Raw genomic sequence first — 15599 nt, 5'->3', positions numbered from 1 at the left:
TTTTAATGTTTTTGAATAAACAATTTAGTATTTATATCATCAAAAGCGACCTCAATACCATTGCTTACATTATCAATAATTTCTAGTTCTTCGGTTAGCGTTTCTGTTTTAATATAATCGATATTAGCTTCAACAGCAGTCATAATGTGATTATCATTCTGTAATGTAACATCTATTCTATCAGTCACTTCAAACCCTGAGTCCTTACGTAAATTTTGAATACGATTAACAAGTTCTCTTGCTATACCTTCTTTTCGTAAGTCGTCTGTTAAAGTTACATCTAAAGCTACAGTTAAAGCACCTTCATTTGCAACAAGCCAACCTTCTATATCTTGAGATGTAATTTCTACATCCGAAAGCTCTAAAGTAATATTTTTTCCATTAATATCAACATCCAAACTACCTGTCTGCTCAATTTTTTTAATATCAGCTGAAGTGAATGCATTAATATTATTAGCAATCACTTTCATATCCTTGCCAAAACGAGGTCCTAGTGTTTTAAAATTAGGTTTAATTTGTTTTATTAAAATATCTGAAGCATCTTCTAATAATTCTACTTCTTTTACATTAACTTCACTTTTAATTAAATCTGAAACCGCTAATATTTCTTCTTTTTGAGAAGCATTATCTACAGGAATCATGATTTTTTGAAGTGGTTGTCTTACTTTAATCTTTTCCTTAGCTCTTAACGACAATACTAATGAAGAAATTGTTTGCGCACTCTTCATTTTTCGTTCTAAGCTTTTATCTATATAGGATTTATCAGCAATTGGAAACTCTGCTAAATGTACACTTTCAAAATTTTCACTTTGTGTGGTTTTAGTCAAATCCTGATACAACCTATCCATAAAAAATGGCGCAATTGGTGCTCCCAATTTTGCAATCGTTAACATACAAGTGTATAGGGTTTGGTAAGCAGAAATTTTATCTTTTTGATAATCACCTTTCCAAAAACGCCTTCTACTTAAACGTACATACCAGTTACTTAAATATTCTTGGGTAAATTCTGAAATTACACGCGCTGCTTTTGTAGGTTCGTATTCAGCATAAAATACATCTACCTTTTGAATTAATGTATTTAATTCTGAAAGAATCCAGCGATCAATTTCTGGTCTTTCGTTTAACGGAATATCAGCCTCATTATAACTAAATTTATCAATGTTAGCGTATAGTGTAAAAAATGAATATGTATTGTAAAGTGTTCCAAAAAATTTACGTTTCACTTCTTCAATTCCATCTACATCAAACTTTAAATTATCCCACGGATTAGCATTAGCAATCATATACCAACGTGTAGCATCTGCTCCGTATTTCTCTAGAGTTTCAAATGGATCTGTAGCATTCCCTAAGCGTTTAGACATTTTCTGTCCGTTTTTATCTAATACTAATCCATTAGACACAACATTTTTATAAGCTACAGAATCAAATACCATTGTTGCAATAGCATGAAGTGTATAAAACCACCCTCTTGTTTGGTCTACTCCTTCAGCAATAAAATCTGCTGGAAACGATTTTTTATCGTCAATTAACTCTTTATTCTCAAATGGGTAATGCCACTGTGCATAAGGCATTGAACCAGAATCAAACCAAACATCGATTAGGTCGCTTTCACGTTTCATTGGTTGACCTGAAGGTGATACTAATGTAATTTGATCTACAATATTTTTATGAAGATCAATCTTATCATAATTTTCTTCAGACATATTGCCAACTTCAAAATCAGAAAAAATATCTGCTTTTAAAATACCTGCTGAAACTGCTTTTTCCATTTCAGTTTTTAGCTCTTTAACAGATCCAATACATATTTCTTCTTTTCCATCTTCTGCTCTCCAGATAGGTAATGGAATTCCCCAGTAGCGTGAGCGTGATAAATTCCAATCGTTTGCATTAGCTAGCCAGTTACCAAAACGTCCTTCTCCAGTTGACTTAGGTTTCCAATTAATGGTTTGGTTCAACCCATGCATTCTATCTTTTACATCCGTTATTTTAATAAACCAAGAGTCCAGTGGATAGTACAAGATTGGTTTATCTGTACGCCAGCAATTAGGGTAGCTATGTTTATATTTTTCAACCTTAAAAGCTTTGTTTTCTTCTTTTAACTTAATAGCTAACTCAACATCTACCGAACGTTCAGGTACTTCCCCATCAGCATAATATTCATTCTTTACATATTTTCCACCAAACTCTTTCATCTCAGAACGAAAACGTCCTTGTAAATCTACAAGTGGTACTAAATTATCATTCTCATCTTTTACTAATAGTGGTGGTACTTCTGGTATTGCTTGTTTCGCAACCAAAGCATCATCTGCTCCAAAAGTAGGTGATGTATGAACAATTCCTGTACCATCCTCAGTCGTTACAAAATCTCCAGCAATTACTCTAAAAGCATTTTCTGGATTATCATTAGGCAGAGCATAATCTAATAATTGTTCGTATTTAATCTCTATTAAATCTTTTCCTTTAAACTCTTTAACTATAAAAAATGGAATAGTTTTATCCCCTGATGTATAATTTAGTAATTCTGATTTTTCTTCAACTTGATTAAATTTTCCAGCAAATTGTTTTCCTACTAAAGATTTTGCTAGGATTACATTCATCGGTTTGAACGTATATTGATTATAAGTTTCTACCAATACATATTCAATTTTTGGACCAACTGTTAATGCTGTATTACTAGGCAATGTCCAAGGTGTAGTCGTCCATGCTAAAAAATAAATATCTCCTTCATTTTGTAAAAATTCAGGAAGCGAATCTGGTATTGCTTTAAATTGTGCAACTACAGTAGTATCTGTAACATCTTGATAAGTACCTGGCTGATTAAGTTCGTGAGAACTCAACCCTGTTCCAGCTTTTGGTGAATACGGTTGAATGGTATAACCTTTATACAATAACTCCTTATCATAAATCTGTTTAAGCAACCACCAAACAGTCTCCATATATTTGGATTTATAGGTTACATATGGGTCATCCATATCTACCCAATAACCCATTTTTTGAGTTAAGTCATTCCAAACATCGGTATAACGCATTACAGCTGTTTTACAAGCTTCATTATACTCTTCTACAGAAATAGTTTTTCCGATATCTTCCTTAGTGATCCCTAGCTCTTTTTCAACACCAAGTTCTATAGGTAAACCATGAGTATCCCAGCCCGCTTTACGTTTTACTTGAAACCCTTTCATTGTTTTATAACGTGGAAAAATATCTTTAATAGAACGTGCCAAAACATGATGAACTCCTGGGAGTCCATTTGCAGAAGGAGGTCCTTCAAAAAACACATAAGGTGGTTTTCCTTCTCGAGTAGACATACTCTTTTCAAAAATGTCTTTATCTTCCCAATCTTTGCTAACTTCTGTAGCTATTTTAGATAAGTTAAGTCCTTTATATTCAGGAAAGCTCATACTCATAATATCATTAATTCTAGTAAGGTTGCGAAATTAATGATTTTTAGGAAAATAGGGGTTGAAAAGTGACTATTTTCAATTTTGAAAACTCGATTTAAACTAAAATTCCAACCAAATCTTCAATTTTAGAAATAAGTTGCACTTTTATTGTAGTATTTTTTAATGAAATTTTATTGTATTTAGATACAAAAATCGTTGAAAATCCTAATTTCTCGGCTTCTAAAATGCGCTGTTCTATACGTTGTACAGGGCGTATTTCTCCAGAGAGTCCGACTTCAGCTGCGAAGCAAAAATCTTTTTGAAGTGCTACATCTTCATTAGATGATAAAATTGCTGCAATCACTGCTAAATCTATTGCTGGATCATCTACAGTAATACCACCAGTAATATTTAAAAATACGTCTTTTGCACCTAAACGAAATCCGGCTCGCTTTTCTAATACAGCTAGCAACATATTTAAACGTTTAGCATTAAAGCCAGTTGCACTGCGTTGTGGCGTTCCGTAAACAGCTGTGCTAACCAATGCTTGTATTTCTATCATTAGTGGTCGCATTCCTTCTACAGTTACTGCTATTGCATTACCACTTAAATCTTCATCTTTTTTAGAAATTAATATTTCTGATGGATTACTTACTTCTCGTAAGCCTGAACCTTGCATTTCATAAATTCCCAATTCGTTAGTAGATCCAAATCGATTTTTATTGGCACGTAAAATTCTAAATATATGATTACGATCTCCTTCAAATTGCAATACCGTATCTACCATATGCTCTAAAATTTTAGGTCCTGCAATATTTCCATCTTTAGTAATGTGTCCAATTAATACTACTGGAGTTGCTGTTTCTTTTGCAAATTTTATGAGTTCTGTTGTACATTCTTTTATTTGAGAAATACTTCCGGAAGAGGACTCGATATAATCGCTATGTAATGTCTGTATGGAGTCAATTATAACAATGTCTGGTTGAAGCGAAGTTATTTGTTTAAATATATTTTGAGTCTTTGTCTCAGTAAGAATATAACAATTGTCATTTTCTGGATGAATACGTTCAGCACGCATCTTGATTTGTTTCTGACTTTCTTCGCCTGAAACGTATAATGTCTTATAGGGCAGCCTTAATGAAATTTGAAGCAGTAATGTACTTTTTCCTATCCCTGGTTCACCTCCTAAAAGTGTGAGCGATCCTGGCACAATTCCACCTCCTAAAACACGATTAAACTCTCCATCAAATGTACTCATTCGTGCTTCTTGAGCAGAATCAATTTCTTTAATCTTTAAGGGCTTTGAAATTCGTTTAGAGGTTTGAGTGGATGGTGATTTCCAATCACTCTTTTCAGGTTTTTGAATAACTTCTTCCACTATGGTATTCCATTCTTTACAAGTGGAACATTGTCCTTGCCATTTCGCAAATTGATTGCCACAATTCTGGCAAAAAAAAGTAGTCTTAACTTTTGCCATTAATATCCAAAGTCTGCTTTAATTTCTTCTGCTTTTTCAAGCATAAAATCTTTAGTAATACCAGCTATTTCATCCATTATGTAAGCAGATTTATAAGTTCGCATTGCTTTTTTAGGAGATCCGGTTTCTTCTTGATAACGCGCTAAATAATAGGTGCCTAAAAGTGTTCCTGGGTAATGCTTACGAGCTATTTTAGACAATTCTTCGTATGCATCATAAATTTCTTTTTTCTCAATTGCAGATGCTACTGCTTGAAAATCGTTTATTAAAACTTGTTTTTCAATTCCAAATAAATCAAAAATTGTTTTATATTTTTCGTTTAAATATTCAACTGGAGAGCCTTCGTATGTCAGCATTGTTTCTTTATATTCATCCTTGCTTATTGGTTGATATACATAAAACATATTTTCTAACGCTTTTGGTATCCCATGAGCTGGCATAGAATAATGTGTTGTCCCTTCAAAATTATCAAAACTATAGGATAGTTTTGTTTCATCAATTGACGATAAACTAGCATTCAAATTTTCTGAATCTTCTTTAATTGATTTTCTATCATTTGAAGCTGTTGCCAAATAGTAAAATTTCTTTGCTTCCAATTGTTTTAATTGTTCAGGAATATTCTCAATCATTCCTTCAGCAAAATATGGGCTTAACGCAATATATGCTTGAAACAAAGGGTTGTCCTTAAATAAATAATAATTAATAAAATTGGCAGTTTCTCCATGACCTACTGCAATTTTAAAATTCTCAGTTCTATAGGTTTTATTTATATGTGGAATGAGTTCCATTCCTATAAATTCAAAAAAATCTATTCCTGTTTCTGCTGGAAAATAGTTTTGATCAGAGTAATAAAGATCCGTATCTCTACTATCAATTTGATTAATCCCTACAACAATAGATTCTGGCATGTCTTCCCAATACGAATAGTAATCTACATTACCTGCTACGACTTCAAATAAATAATCGCCATCTAGTACTATAAATAATGGGTAACTTTTATCGGTATTAGTTTCATAATTTCTAGGAAGTTGAATTTTAATTTGTCTTGAAACTCCTAGTTTATTAGATTTAAATTCTTCGTAAATTGTTTGTGCATTTGACACTATACACAAAAACAATAATAAGGTTGTTAGCTTGGTTTTCATTTTGACTTAGGTTTGGTACGCAAGTTAATCAATTAGCAATAAATCGTAAAATGATATTTAAATCTTACTAACTCTCCTTTTTTCGGGATTTATTATAAATAGGTAAAAATATAAAGGAAAGACTCCCTAAAATAATAACCATAGCGGTCTGCGATGTCCACATAATCCAACCAAAAGCAAGACTAGGAGTTGCAGAAATAGCAAAAATTGAAAATGCTTTCTGAACTGCTAATGGATATACAGCAATACCTCCATTAGTAACAGCTATCGTAAAACTTGCAGCGATAAATGCAATTAATATAGCGCCTATAGAAACATTATCTAACTCTGGCACTGCAAAAGTAGTAACATAAAACATAGCCAAATACATTCCCCATATAAATAAGGTGTGAAATATAAATGCCCATTTATGTTTCATCTTAAAAATACTAAATACCCCTTCCATTAAACCTGAGAAAAGAGATTTAATTTTTAAAGCAATTTTTGAAGTGCTTTTTTTGATATAAAAATATCCAACAGTTAATATTATTAAACCTAAAATCCCTATAGTTATAAGTTTTTGTACCGGGAAATTATCTTTTAAAAGTTGTAAGATGAAATCAAATTCTATAATAAGAGTTATCCCTATTATTATAAAAAGGATTAATAAATCTGCAACGCGTTCGGCAACTATAGTTCCAAAACCTTTTTCAAAAGGTACATTTTCATAATTTGTTATTACCGCAGCACGAAGTACTTCACCAGAGCGTGGGACTCCATAGTTTGATAAGTATGTGATTAAAACTGCCATTAAACTATTAGGAAATCTCAATGTATATCCCATAGGTTCTATCAAATATTTCCATCGATAAGCTCTTGACAAATGACTTAAAAACCCAAATAAAAGCCCAAGAGCAATCCAACCATAGTTAGCATTTTTAAAATATGGAGTGATTTCTGATATTGGGGTTCTTGAAAAAGTATACCATCCAAAAAAAACTGCTAGCAATAGTGGAATGCTAATTTTAAGGAGTTTTTTGGTGGTTTTATTCAAAGGTTTATTTTAATAAATTAGTGCTCTCATCAGGGAACACTAAAGACGGTTTAAATGTTTTAGCTTCTTCAAGTTCCATAAACGCATAAGTTATTAATATTAGTGTATCACCAACAGCAACTTTTCTTGCAGCTGCACCATTAAGAGTAATTTCGCCAGAATTTCGAGGACCAGGAATAACATAAGTTTCTAATCGCTCGCCATTGTCATTATTAACAATCTGAACTTTTTCTCCTTGTATAATATTTGCAGCGTCCATTAAATCCTCATCTATGGTAATACTCCCTATATAGTTAAGATCAGCTCCTGTAACTTTTACACGATGAATTTTAGATTTTACTACTTGAATTTGCATTGGGCAAAGGTAATTAAATTAAAGTGCGATATTATCTATTAGTCGAATGCTTTTTGCATACACTGCAATAAATGCACGATACGTTTTTTTATTAGATTTTCTTTGTATTGGTTTTAAGGTTTTAATATCTGCAATTATAAAATATTCTAATTCTAATAATTTATGTTCTTTAAATACATTATTAACCCATTCCGTTACTTGATTAGCACTTTTTGTGCCAAACATTTTTTTGGCAGCTTTTAAGGTTTTATATATAAATGGCGCCGCTTCTTTATATTCTGAAGTTAGTCGCTCATTTCGAGAACTCATTGCTAAACCATTAGGTTCTCTATAAATTTCGCAACCTCTTATAGTCACTGGTAATTTCTCTTTTTCGGTTAGTTTTTTTACGATTTGAAGTTGTTGAAAATCTTTCTTTCCAAAATAAGCATTATCAGGTTGAAGGATTTCGAAAAAACGCTTAATAATAGTACCAACTCCGTCAAAATGTCCGTCTCTAAATTTACCTTCCATTTCATATTCTAATCCATCAAAAGAAAATGAAATAGATACAACTTTATCACCATAGATATCTTTAACGGATGGAGTATATACTAAAATCTTATCTTCTGAAACTGCTTTAAGTAAATCTACATCTCTATCTAAAGTTCGTGGATATTTAACTAAATCTTCTTCTTTGTCAAACTGTGTTGGATTCACAAAAATACTTACAATAACAATATTGTTTTCTTTTAATCCTTGAGATACTAAAGATAGATGTCCCTGATGTAAAGCTCCCATTGTCGGAACAAATCCAATTTTAAAACCCTTTGTTTTTAAATTAACAATTGTTTGGCTTATTTCAGTCTTAGAATTAAATATCTTCACGTTATTAAAAAATTAACAGCGAGCAAAATTAATATATTACTTGTAATCTGCATAATTTTTGTAATTTTGCGTGTTTTTATTTTAATATAGCATTATAAGGTTTATGAAAGAGAAAAAAATATTGTATGTCTCATCAGAAGTAGTTCCTTATTTACCAGAAACTGAAATTTCTTCAATGTCTTTTGAAGCACCAAGAATGGTAAATAAGCAAGGTGGGCAAATAAGAATATTCATGCCTAGGTATGGAAATATAAACGAAAGGCGTCATCAGCTTCATGAAGTAATACGCTTATCGGGTATAAATCTTGTGATTAATGACCTTGATATGCCGCTTATTATAAAAGTAGCTTCTATTCCTAAAGAAAGAATTCAAGTTTATTTTATTGATAATGAAGAGTATTTCAAAAGGAAAGCTACTTTAACTGATGAAGATGGAAATTTATTTCCAGACAATGATGAGCGTTCAATATTTTTTGCAAAAGGAGTTATTGAAACTGTAAAAAAATTAAATTGGTCTCCAGATATTATTCATGTTCATGGGTGGTTAGCTTCTCTTCTTCCTTTATATTTAAAAGAATATTATAAAGATGAACCTTTATTTACTGACAGTAAAATTGTAACCTCTGTATACAATCAAAGCTTTGATGGAACGTTAAATAATGAAATGATTAATAAAGTAAAATTCGATAATATTGATGAGGCATCTATACAAACACTTCAAGAGCCTTCATATAATAATATTATGAAAGTTGCTATAGATTATTCGGATGGCCTGATTATTGCATCAGAAGAAATTCCAGAAGAATTACAAAAGCATTTAGATGCTTGTAATAAACCTGTATTAGATTTTCAAGGTCCAGATACTTTTGCCGAAGCATATACTGGGTTTTACAATACTGAGATTTAACTTTTTAGGAGTATTATTTATATGAAAAACATTAAAAACATAATTAAAAATATTGCGTTTTTAGCAGTTTTAACAACGGCTATTATAGCTTGCGAAAATGATTTCGCTTCTGTAGGATCTGATATTATTGGAGGAGATAATTTTAATACTGCGAACGAAACATTTCCAATTATTACACATAATAAAAGAATAACGCCTTTACAATCTAGTAATTTACCTAATTATTTATTAGGCTATTTTAATGATCCTGTTTATGGTGGATCAACTGCGAATATTGTTTCTCAAATGTCTCTCCCTTTATTTGATCCTGTTTTTACTGGAGAGAATCAGAGTGTTGTAGTAGATTCTATCATATTTACTTTACCTTATTTTAGTGATGCTATCCCTGGCACTAACATTGGCAATAATATTCCTGAATTTAGTATAGATTCAATATTTGGCGATCCTAATAACCCTATTAGGCTCTCTATTCATGAGAACAATTTTTTTTTAAGGGATTTTGATCCAAATTCAGACCAAGGAAATGATCAAATATACTTTTCTAACGGATCAACATCTGAAACCGATATAATTCCACAATCACTATTGGAAGGTGAGTTATTATTTCAAAATAATAACTTTTTTCCTAATTTACGTCAGATTACTTTAACTGAAGTAGATCAAGATACAGGTGAAATTTTTGTAACTCAAAGATTAACTCCTGCGATAAGAGTACGATTAGATAATCCAAATAGTTTTTGGGAAGATTTAATATTTAATAGGGAAGGTCAACCTGAATTAAGTAATAGAAATAATTTCAATGATCATTTTAGAGGGATTTATATAAAAGCTGAACCTGTAAACGATAATGGATCAATGACTTTATTTGACCTTTCGAATGGCAATATAACCATTTTTTATACGGTTCAAGACAATTCTAATAACACTACTCAGGGAAGCCCAGAGTCTTTAATCTTAAGTTTTACAGGAAATACTGTAAATATTTTTAACAACGATTTCATTCCTCTTGCTGATGGAGACCCTCAAAATGGAGATGACAGGCTTTTCTTAAAAGGAGGAGAAGGTTCTATGGCTATTATAAATCTTTTTAATGGAGACGAAAATGGAGATTCTTCAGAATTCGAAAATTTCAAGAATAGTTTTATAGATGGTACAAATATTAAACGTTTGGTAAATGAGGCTTTCTTAGATTTTCATGTAGATCAAAGTATTGTTCAGGGTGAAGAACCTGATCGAGTATATATATATGACTTAAATAACAATATTCCCCTTATTGACTATTTTTTAGATCAATCTGTAACTGTGGATTCTCCTGAAGCTAGAAATATTCATCTTCGTCCATTAACTAGGGTTGATAATGATCCAAATGGTGAAGGTTTAACATACAGAATAAGGATTACCGATCATATTAACAATCTTATTCTTAGAGATTCGACAAATGTAAAATTAGGTTTAGTGGTAGCTGGTAATGTTGATAGTGGATCTGTTTTAGACCTTCCTTTATTAGACGAAAATCAAATAGCAGAAAGAGTTCCTATTGGAACATTTTTATCTCCTAGAGGAACTGTACTTATCGGCAACAACACAAATGATGTATCAAGAAGACCAGTATTAAGAGTTTTCTTTACAGAACCTAATAATTAAATTATATTTATGTGCGGAATTGTTGGCTACATTGGTTATAGAGAAGCTTATCCAATTATATTAAAAGGCTTAAAACGATTAGAATATAGAGGGTACGATAGTGCTGGTATAGCTTTATATGATGGTAAGCAAATCAACTTATCAAAAACTAAAGGGAAAGTAGATGCTTTAGAACTTAAAGCTAAAAAAGAAATCTCTACTGATGGTTATGTTGGTTTAGGCCATACACGTTGGGCAACACATGGTATTCCAAATGACATTAATTCTCATCCACATTTTTCAAACTCAGGAAATCTTGTAATAATTCATAACGGCATTATAGAGAATTATGAATCTCTAAAAAAAGAGCTTACCAAAAGGGGCTATATATTTCATTCAGATACAGATACCGAAGTTTTAATAAATCTTATAGAGGACATTAAGAAAAATGAAGGTGTCAAACTAGGAAAAGCTGTTCGTATAGCATTAACTCAAGTTGTAGGAGCTTATGCCATTGCTGTTTTTGATAAAAATAAACCCAACGAAATAGTTGCTGCTAAACTTGGAAGTCCTCTTGCGATAGGAATCGGAGATGATGAATTTTTTATAGCTAGTGATGCATCCCCTTTTATCGAATATACTAATAATGCTATTTATCTTGAAGATGAAGAAATAGCTATTATTAGGAGAGGAAAAGATATAAAAATAAGAAAAATTAAAGATGATTCTCTAGTTAATCCTTATGTACAAGAACTGCAAATGAATCTTGAACAAATTGAAAAAGGAGGTTATAATCATTTTATGATTAAAGAAATCTTTGAGCAACCTCACGCTATAAAAGATACTTATAGAGGGCGTCTTTTAGCAAAAGAAGGAATTATTAGAATGGCAGGTATTGATGATAATCTTCAAAAATTCCTGAACGCCAACAGAATCATTATTGTTGCTTGTGGAACTTCTTGGCATGCCGGATTAGTTTCAGAATACATTTTTGAAGATCTAGCCAGAATACCTGTTGAAGTTGAATATGCTTCAGAATTTAGGTATAGAAACCCTGTGATTAATGAAAATGATGTTGTAATTGCAATTTCTCAATCTGGAGAAACTGCGGATACTTTAGCCGCAATTAAATTAGCAAAATCTAGAGGAGCTTTTGTTTTTGGTGTTTGTAATGTTGTTGGGTCATCTATAGCTAGAGAAACTCATGCAGGAGCATATACCCATGCTGGGCCAGAAATAGGAGTTGCTTCTACAAAAGCTTTTACAACTCAAATAACTCTTTTAACATTAATCGCTATTAAATTAGCTAAAGCCAAAGGAACGATATCAAATTCTGATTACTATTTAAATTTAAATGAATTAGAGTTAATTCCTGAAAAAGTAGAAAAAACACTTCTTTTAGACAACCATATAAAAACAATAGCTGAAGCATATAAAGAATCTAAAAACTGTTTATATTTAGGTAGAGGTTATAATTTCCCTGTAGCATTAGAAGGCGCATTAAAACTAAAAGAAATCTCTTATATTCACGCTGAAGGTTATCCCGCAGCAGAAATGAAGCATGGCCCTATTGCTCTTATAGATGAAAATATGCCTATTTTTGTTATTGCAACAAAAAAAGGTCATTACGATAAAGTTACAAGTAACATTCAGGAAATTAAATCTCGTAAGGGACAAATAATTGCTATTGTCTCTGAAGGAGATGTTAATGTCACTAAATTAGCAGATTATACAATTGAAGTTCCAGAAACTATCGAATCCCTTTATCCATTATTAACAACTATCCCTTTACAATTATTATCTTATCATATAGCAGTAATGTTAGATAAAAATGTAGATCAACCAAGGAATTTAGCAAAATCTGTCACTGTAGAATAATTCTCTATTTATAATATTAAAACTTATAAAACCCATAAAATTAGTTGATTTTATGGGTTTTCAGTATTCATTTATGTTAAAAAGTACTATGCATGCATAATTTTTTATGGATTTTTGATTGTTCTACAATATAATTATATATCTTGCTTTTCATTTTAAACTAATATCCATAAATGAAAACAATATTTAAGATTTTTTTATTGTTATTTTGTGTGTTTTCATACTCACAAACAACAGTAACCGGTAAAATTACAGATAATAGTGGGCAGCCCCTTCTTGGTGCAAATGTTTTAATTGTAGGAACTTCAACTGGAGTAAGTACAGATTTTGATGGAAATTATACTCTAAAAACAGATTTAAACCCTCCTTTTATTATACAAATAAGTAGCATTGGGTTCGAAACTGTAAGAAAGGAAATAACTAATAATTCTCAAGTTTTTGATGTTTCTTTAAAAGAAGGCAGTGAGCTAGATGAAATTGTTATTTCTGCTTCTAGAACACCTGAGCGTGTTTTTGAATCTCCTGTATCTATAGAACGCTATGGAATAAAAGCGATAAAAAACACCCCTTCAGCAGATTTTTATAATGGCTTAGAGAATTTAAAAGGTGTAGATCTTAATACTGGTAGTTTAACTTTTAAGCAAATCAATACCAGAGGATTTGCAGATTTTAATAATCCAAGATTTGTACAACTCGTTGATGGAGCTGATAATTCAGTACCAGCGCTAAATATAGTTTTAGGAAACTTAGTTGGAGTATCAGAATTAGATGTCCAAAGTGTAGAAATTCTTCCTGGAGCTTCTTCTGCTCTATATGGAGCTAATGCGTTTAATGGTATTTTGTTCTTACAAAGTAAAAGTCCTTTTGACGAACAAGGAGTTAAAGCTTATGCTAGATCAGGATTAACTTCTCAAGATGCAGCTGGAGATAACGTATATTATGATTTTGGGTTTAAAGCAGCTTATAAGTTTAGTGAAAAACTTGCTGCAAAAGTTAATTTCTCTTATTTAGACGGAACAGATTGGTTTGCAGATAGTCAACAAGATTTGGATACTCCTGGAGGAACAAGATCATCTAATCTTAATTTTAACGGCTTAAATGTTTATGGAGATGAGGTATCAACAAATATAAGAACTGCTTCTGGAGGATTAGGAATAATTCCAGATGTAGAGGTTAGTAGAACTGGTTATGCAGAACAAGATTTAACAGAGTATGATGCTGAGAGCATAAAAGCAGATTGGACTTTAGCATATCGTCCTTTTGCAGATGATTTTGAAATTTCTTATACTGGTCGAGTTGGTGTTGGTTCTACGATATTTCAAGCAACAAATAGAAATGTATTAAATGATTTTTTCTTTCAACAGCACAAAATAGAAGTGAAAAATGATAATTTCTTTTTACGTGGTTATGTAAATGATGACGATGCCAGAGATTCCTATGATCTAGTTTTTACAGGCATTAATATTAACAGGGCCTGGAAATCTGACACACAATGGTTTGGAGATTATATTAATACCTTCGCAGGAATCACTTTAGCTGGAAATCCTAATAATCTAACTCAAGATCAAATTCATGATGCAGCTAGAGCAGCAGCTGATACTGGGCGTTTAATTCCAGGTACCAATGAGTTTCAACAAGTATTTGACCGTGTTATTGCTGATCCTGATTTACAAACTGGATCTAGATTCCAAGATGAATCAAAATTTTATCATGCTGATGCCAATTATAATTTTAGTCATTTATTAAGTGATATTCTTGATATTCAAGTTGGTGGCTCTTTTAGAGAATATAGTTTAAACTCTAACGGGACTATTTTTACCGATATTAATGGACCCATCAACTTTAATGAAGTAGGTGCTTATATACAGATACAAAAAGAGTTAGCAGATAATAGGGTGAAATTAACAGGGTCTGGTCGTTATGATAAAAATGAGTTTTTTGATGGATTCTTTTCTCCACGCTTATCTGTTGGTTTAACGTTAGGAGAAGAACGTAATCACAACTTAAGAGCCGCTGTACAAACTGGGTTTAGAAATCCAACAAATCAAGATCTCTTTTTAGGCTTAGATTTAGGTGCTGCAATATTAGTTGGTTCTGCTCCTGGAAACCCTGAACGTTTTGAAAGAATTACAGCCTTAAGTGATGGTACTGACGTAACAATTAATGGTAACTTAGCCTATGAAAATTCTTATACTGCTAGTTCTGCTGCTGCTTTTGCTGCTACTGGTAATCCAGCTTTATTAGAAATTGCCAATCCTGATTTAGTTGAACCAGAACAAGTAACATCTTTTGAAGTAGGATACAGAAGTCAGTTATTAGACAAACGTGTTACAGTAGACGTTAGTGGTTATTATAGTAATTACAGAGATTTTATTGCAAGAGAAAATGTGGTAGCTCCAATAACTCCAGGAGCTTCCGTTTTTGATGGTACTGGTATACAAGCTTTAGCAAACGGAAACTCAAGAGTATTTCAAACTACAACAAATTCTGATGCTGATATTGAATCTTTTGGAGCTACAGCTGGAGTTAATGCTAGATTATTTGGTGGTTTTGATTTTGGTATAAACTACACATTTGCTGATTTTGAATTTGATCAAGCTTCAGATCCTGATTTTAGGCCTGGTTTTAATACAGCCAAACATAAAGTAAAAGCTTCTCTTGGGCATACCGATTTATTTAAAGATTTTGGTTTCAACGTAGCTTGGAGATGGAGTGATACTTATTTCTGGCAAGCTCCTTTTGCTGATGGTGATGTACCTGCGTACCAAACAATAGATTTACAAGTAAATTATAGATTACCCAGTTTAAAATCTACATTTAAAGTAGGAGCGACTAATTTATTAGGAGATGAATACTTTACTGCTTTTGGAACAGGTTTAATTGGGTCACAATTTTTTGTGTCTTGGACTATTAATAATTTATAAAAAGAAA

The 15599-nt window shown here is 31.8% G+C and carries 10 protein-coding genes; 4 read left to right on the top strand and 6 right to left on the bottom strand.

The annotated features are described in order from the left end of the window. Positions 1–2: 2 nt before the first annotated feature. From D1817_02605 to D1817_02580, 6 genes are all read right to left on the bottom strand, one after another. Complete coding sequence (locus tag D1817_02605; GenBank protein ID AXT18796.1) at positions 3–3407, bottom strand: isoleucine--tRNA ligase; 3405 nt, start codon at positions 3405–3407, stop codon at positions 3–5. 91 nt (positions 3408–3498) lie between these two features. Next, positions 3499–4860 (bottom strand): DNA repair protein RadA, encoded by a 1362-nt coding sequence (gene radA / locus D1817_02600; protein ID AXT18795.1) that lies wholly within the window; start codon positions 4858–4860, stop codon positions 3499–3501. Continuing rightward, positions 4860–6005, bottom strand: coding sequence for an esterase (locus tag D1817_02595; protein ID AXT18794.1), 1146 nt, complete (start codon positions 6003–6005; stop codon positions 4860–4862). Before D1817_02595 ends, radA begins: the two co-directional genes overlap by 1 nt. 67 nt (positions 6006–6072) lie before the next feature. Next, the gene (locus tag D1817_02590; protein AXT18793.1) at positions 6073–7038 is read right to left on the bottom strand and encodes a UPF0104 family protein; all 966 of its coding nucleotides are present in this window, start codon (positions 7036–7038) and stop codon (positions 6073–6075) included. A gap of 4 nt (positions 7039–7042) precedes the next feature. Further along, positions 7043–7393 carry an aspartate 1-decarboxylase gene (locus tag D1817_02585; GenBank protein ID AXT18792.1) on the bottom strand — a complete coding sequence of 117 codons (351 nt, stop codon included), beginning with the start codon at positions 7391–7393 and terminating at the stop codon, positions 7043–7045. An 18-nt stretch (positions 7394–7411) separates the two neighbouring features. Continuing rightward, the gene (locus D1817_02580) at positions 7412–8260 is read right to left on the bottom strand and encodes a pantoate--beta-alanine ligase (GenBank protein AXT18791.1); all 849 of its coding nucleotides are present in this window, start codon (positions 8258–8260) and stop codon (positions 7412–7414) included. Positions 8261–8363: 103 nt separating this feature from the next. Here D1817_02580 and D1817_02575 point away from each other — a divergent pair, with 103 nt between their 5' ends. The 4 genes from D1817_02575 (at position 8364) to D1817_02560 (ending at position 15592) form a co-directional block, all read left to right on the top strand. Continuing rightward, complete coding sequence (locus D1817_02575; GenBank protein AXT18790.1) at positions 8364–9167, top strand: glycogen synthase; 804 nt, start codon at positions 8364–8366, stop codon at positions 9165–9167. 21 nt (positions 9168–9188) lie between these two features. Then, positions 9189–10811: a DUF4270 domain-containing protein gene (locus D1817_02570; GenBank protein ID AXT18789.1), complete on the top strand. Its 1623-nt coding sequence runs from the start codon at positions 9189–9191 to the stop codon at positions 10809–10811. 9 nt (positions 10812–10820) lie between these two features. Beyond that, positions 10821–12668 carry a glutamine--fructose-6-phosphate transaminase (isomerizing) gene (gene glmS, locus D1817_02565; protein AXT18788.1) on the top strand — a complete coding sequence of 616 codons (1848 nt, stop codon included), beginning with the start codon at positions 10821–10823 and terminating at the stop codon, positions 12666–12668. Between the two features lie 173 nt (positions 12669–12841). Further along, complete coding sequence (locus D1817_02560; GenBank protein AXT18787.1) at positions 12842–15592, top strand: TonB-dependent receptor; 2751 nt, start codon at positions 12842–12844, stop codon at positions 15590–15592. Positions 15593–15599: the final 7 nt, after the last annotated feature.

The sequence above is a fragment of the Flavobacteriaceae bacterium genome, assembly GCA_003443635.1.
Classification (GTDB): domain Bacteria; phylum Bacteroidota; class Bacteroidia; order Flavobacteriales; family Flavobacteriaceae; genus AU392.
The sequence above is the reverse complement of the archived record's forward strand: the minus strand, read 5'-3'. Positions and strand labels throughout refer to the sequence as shown.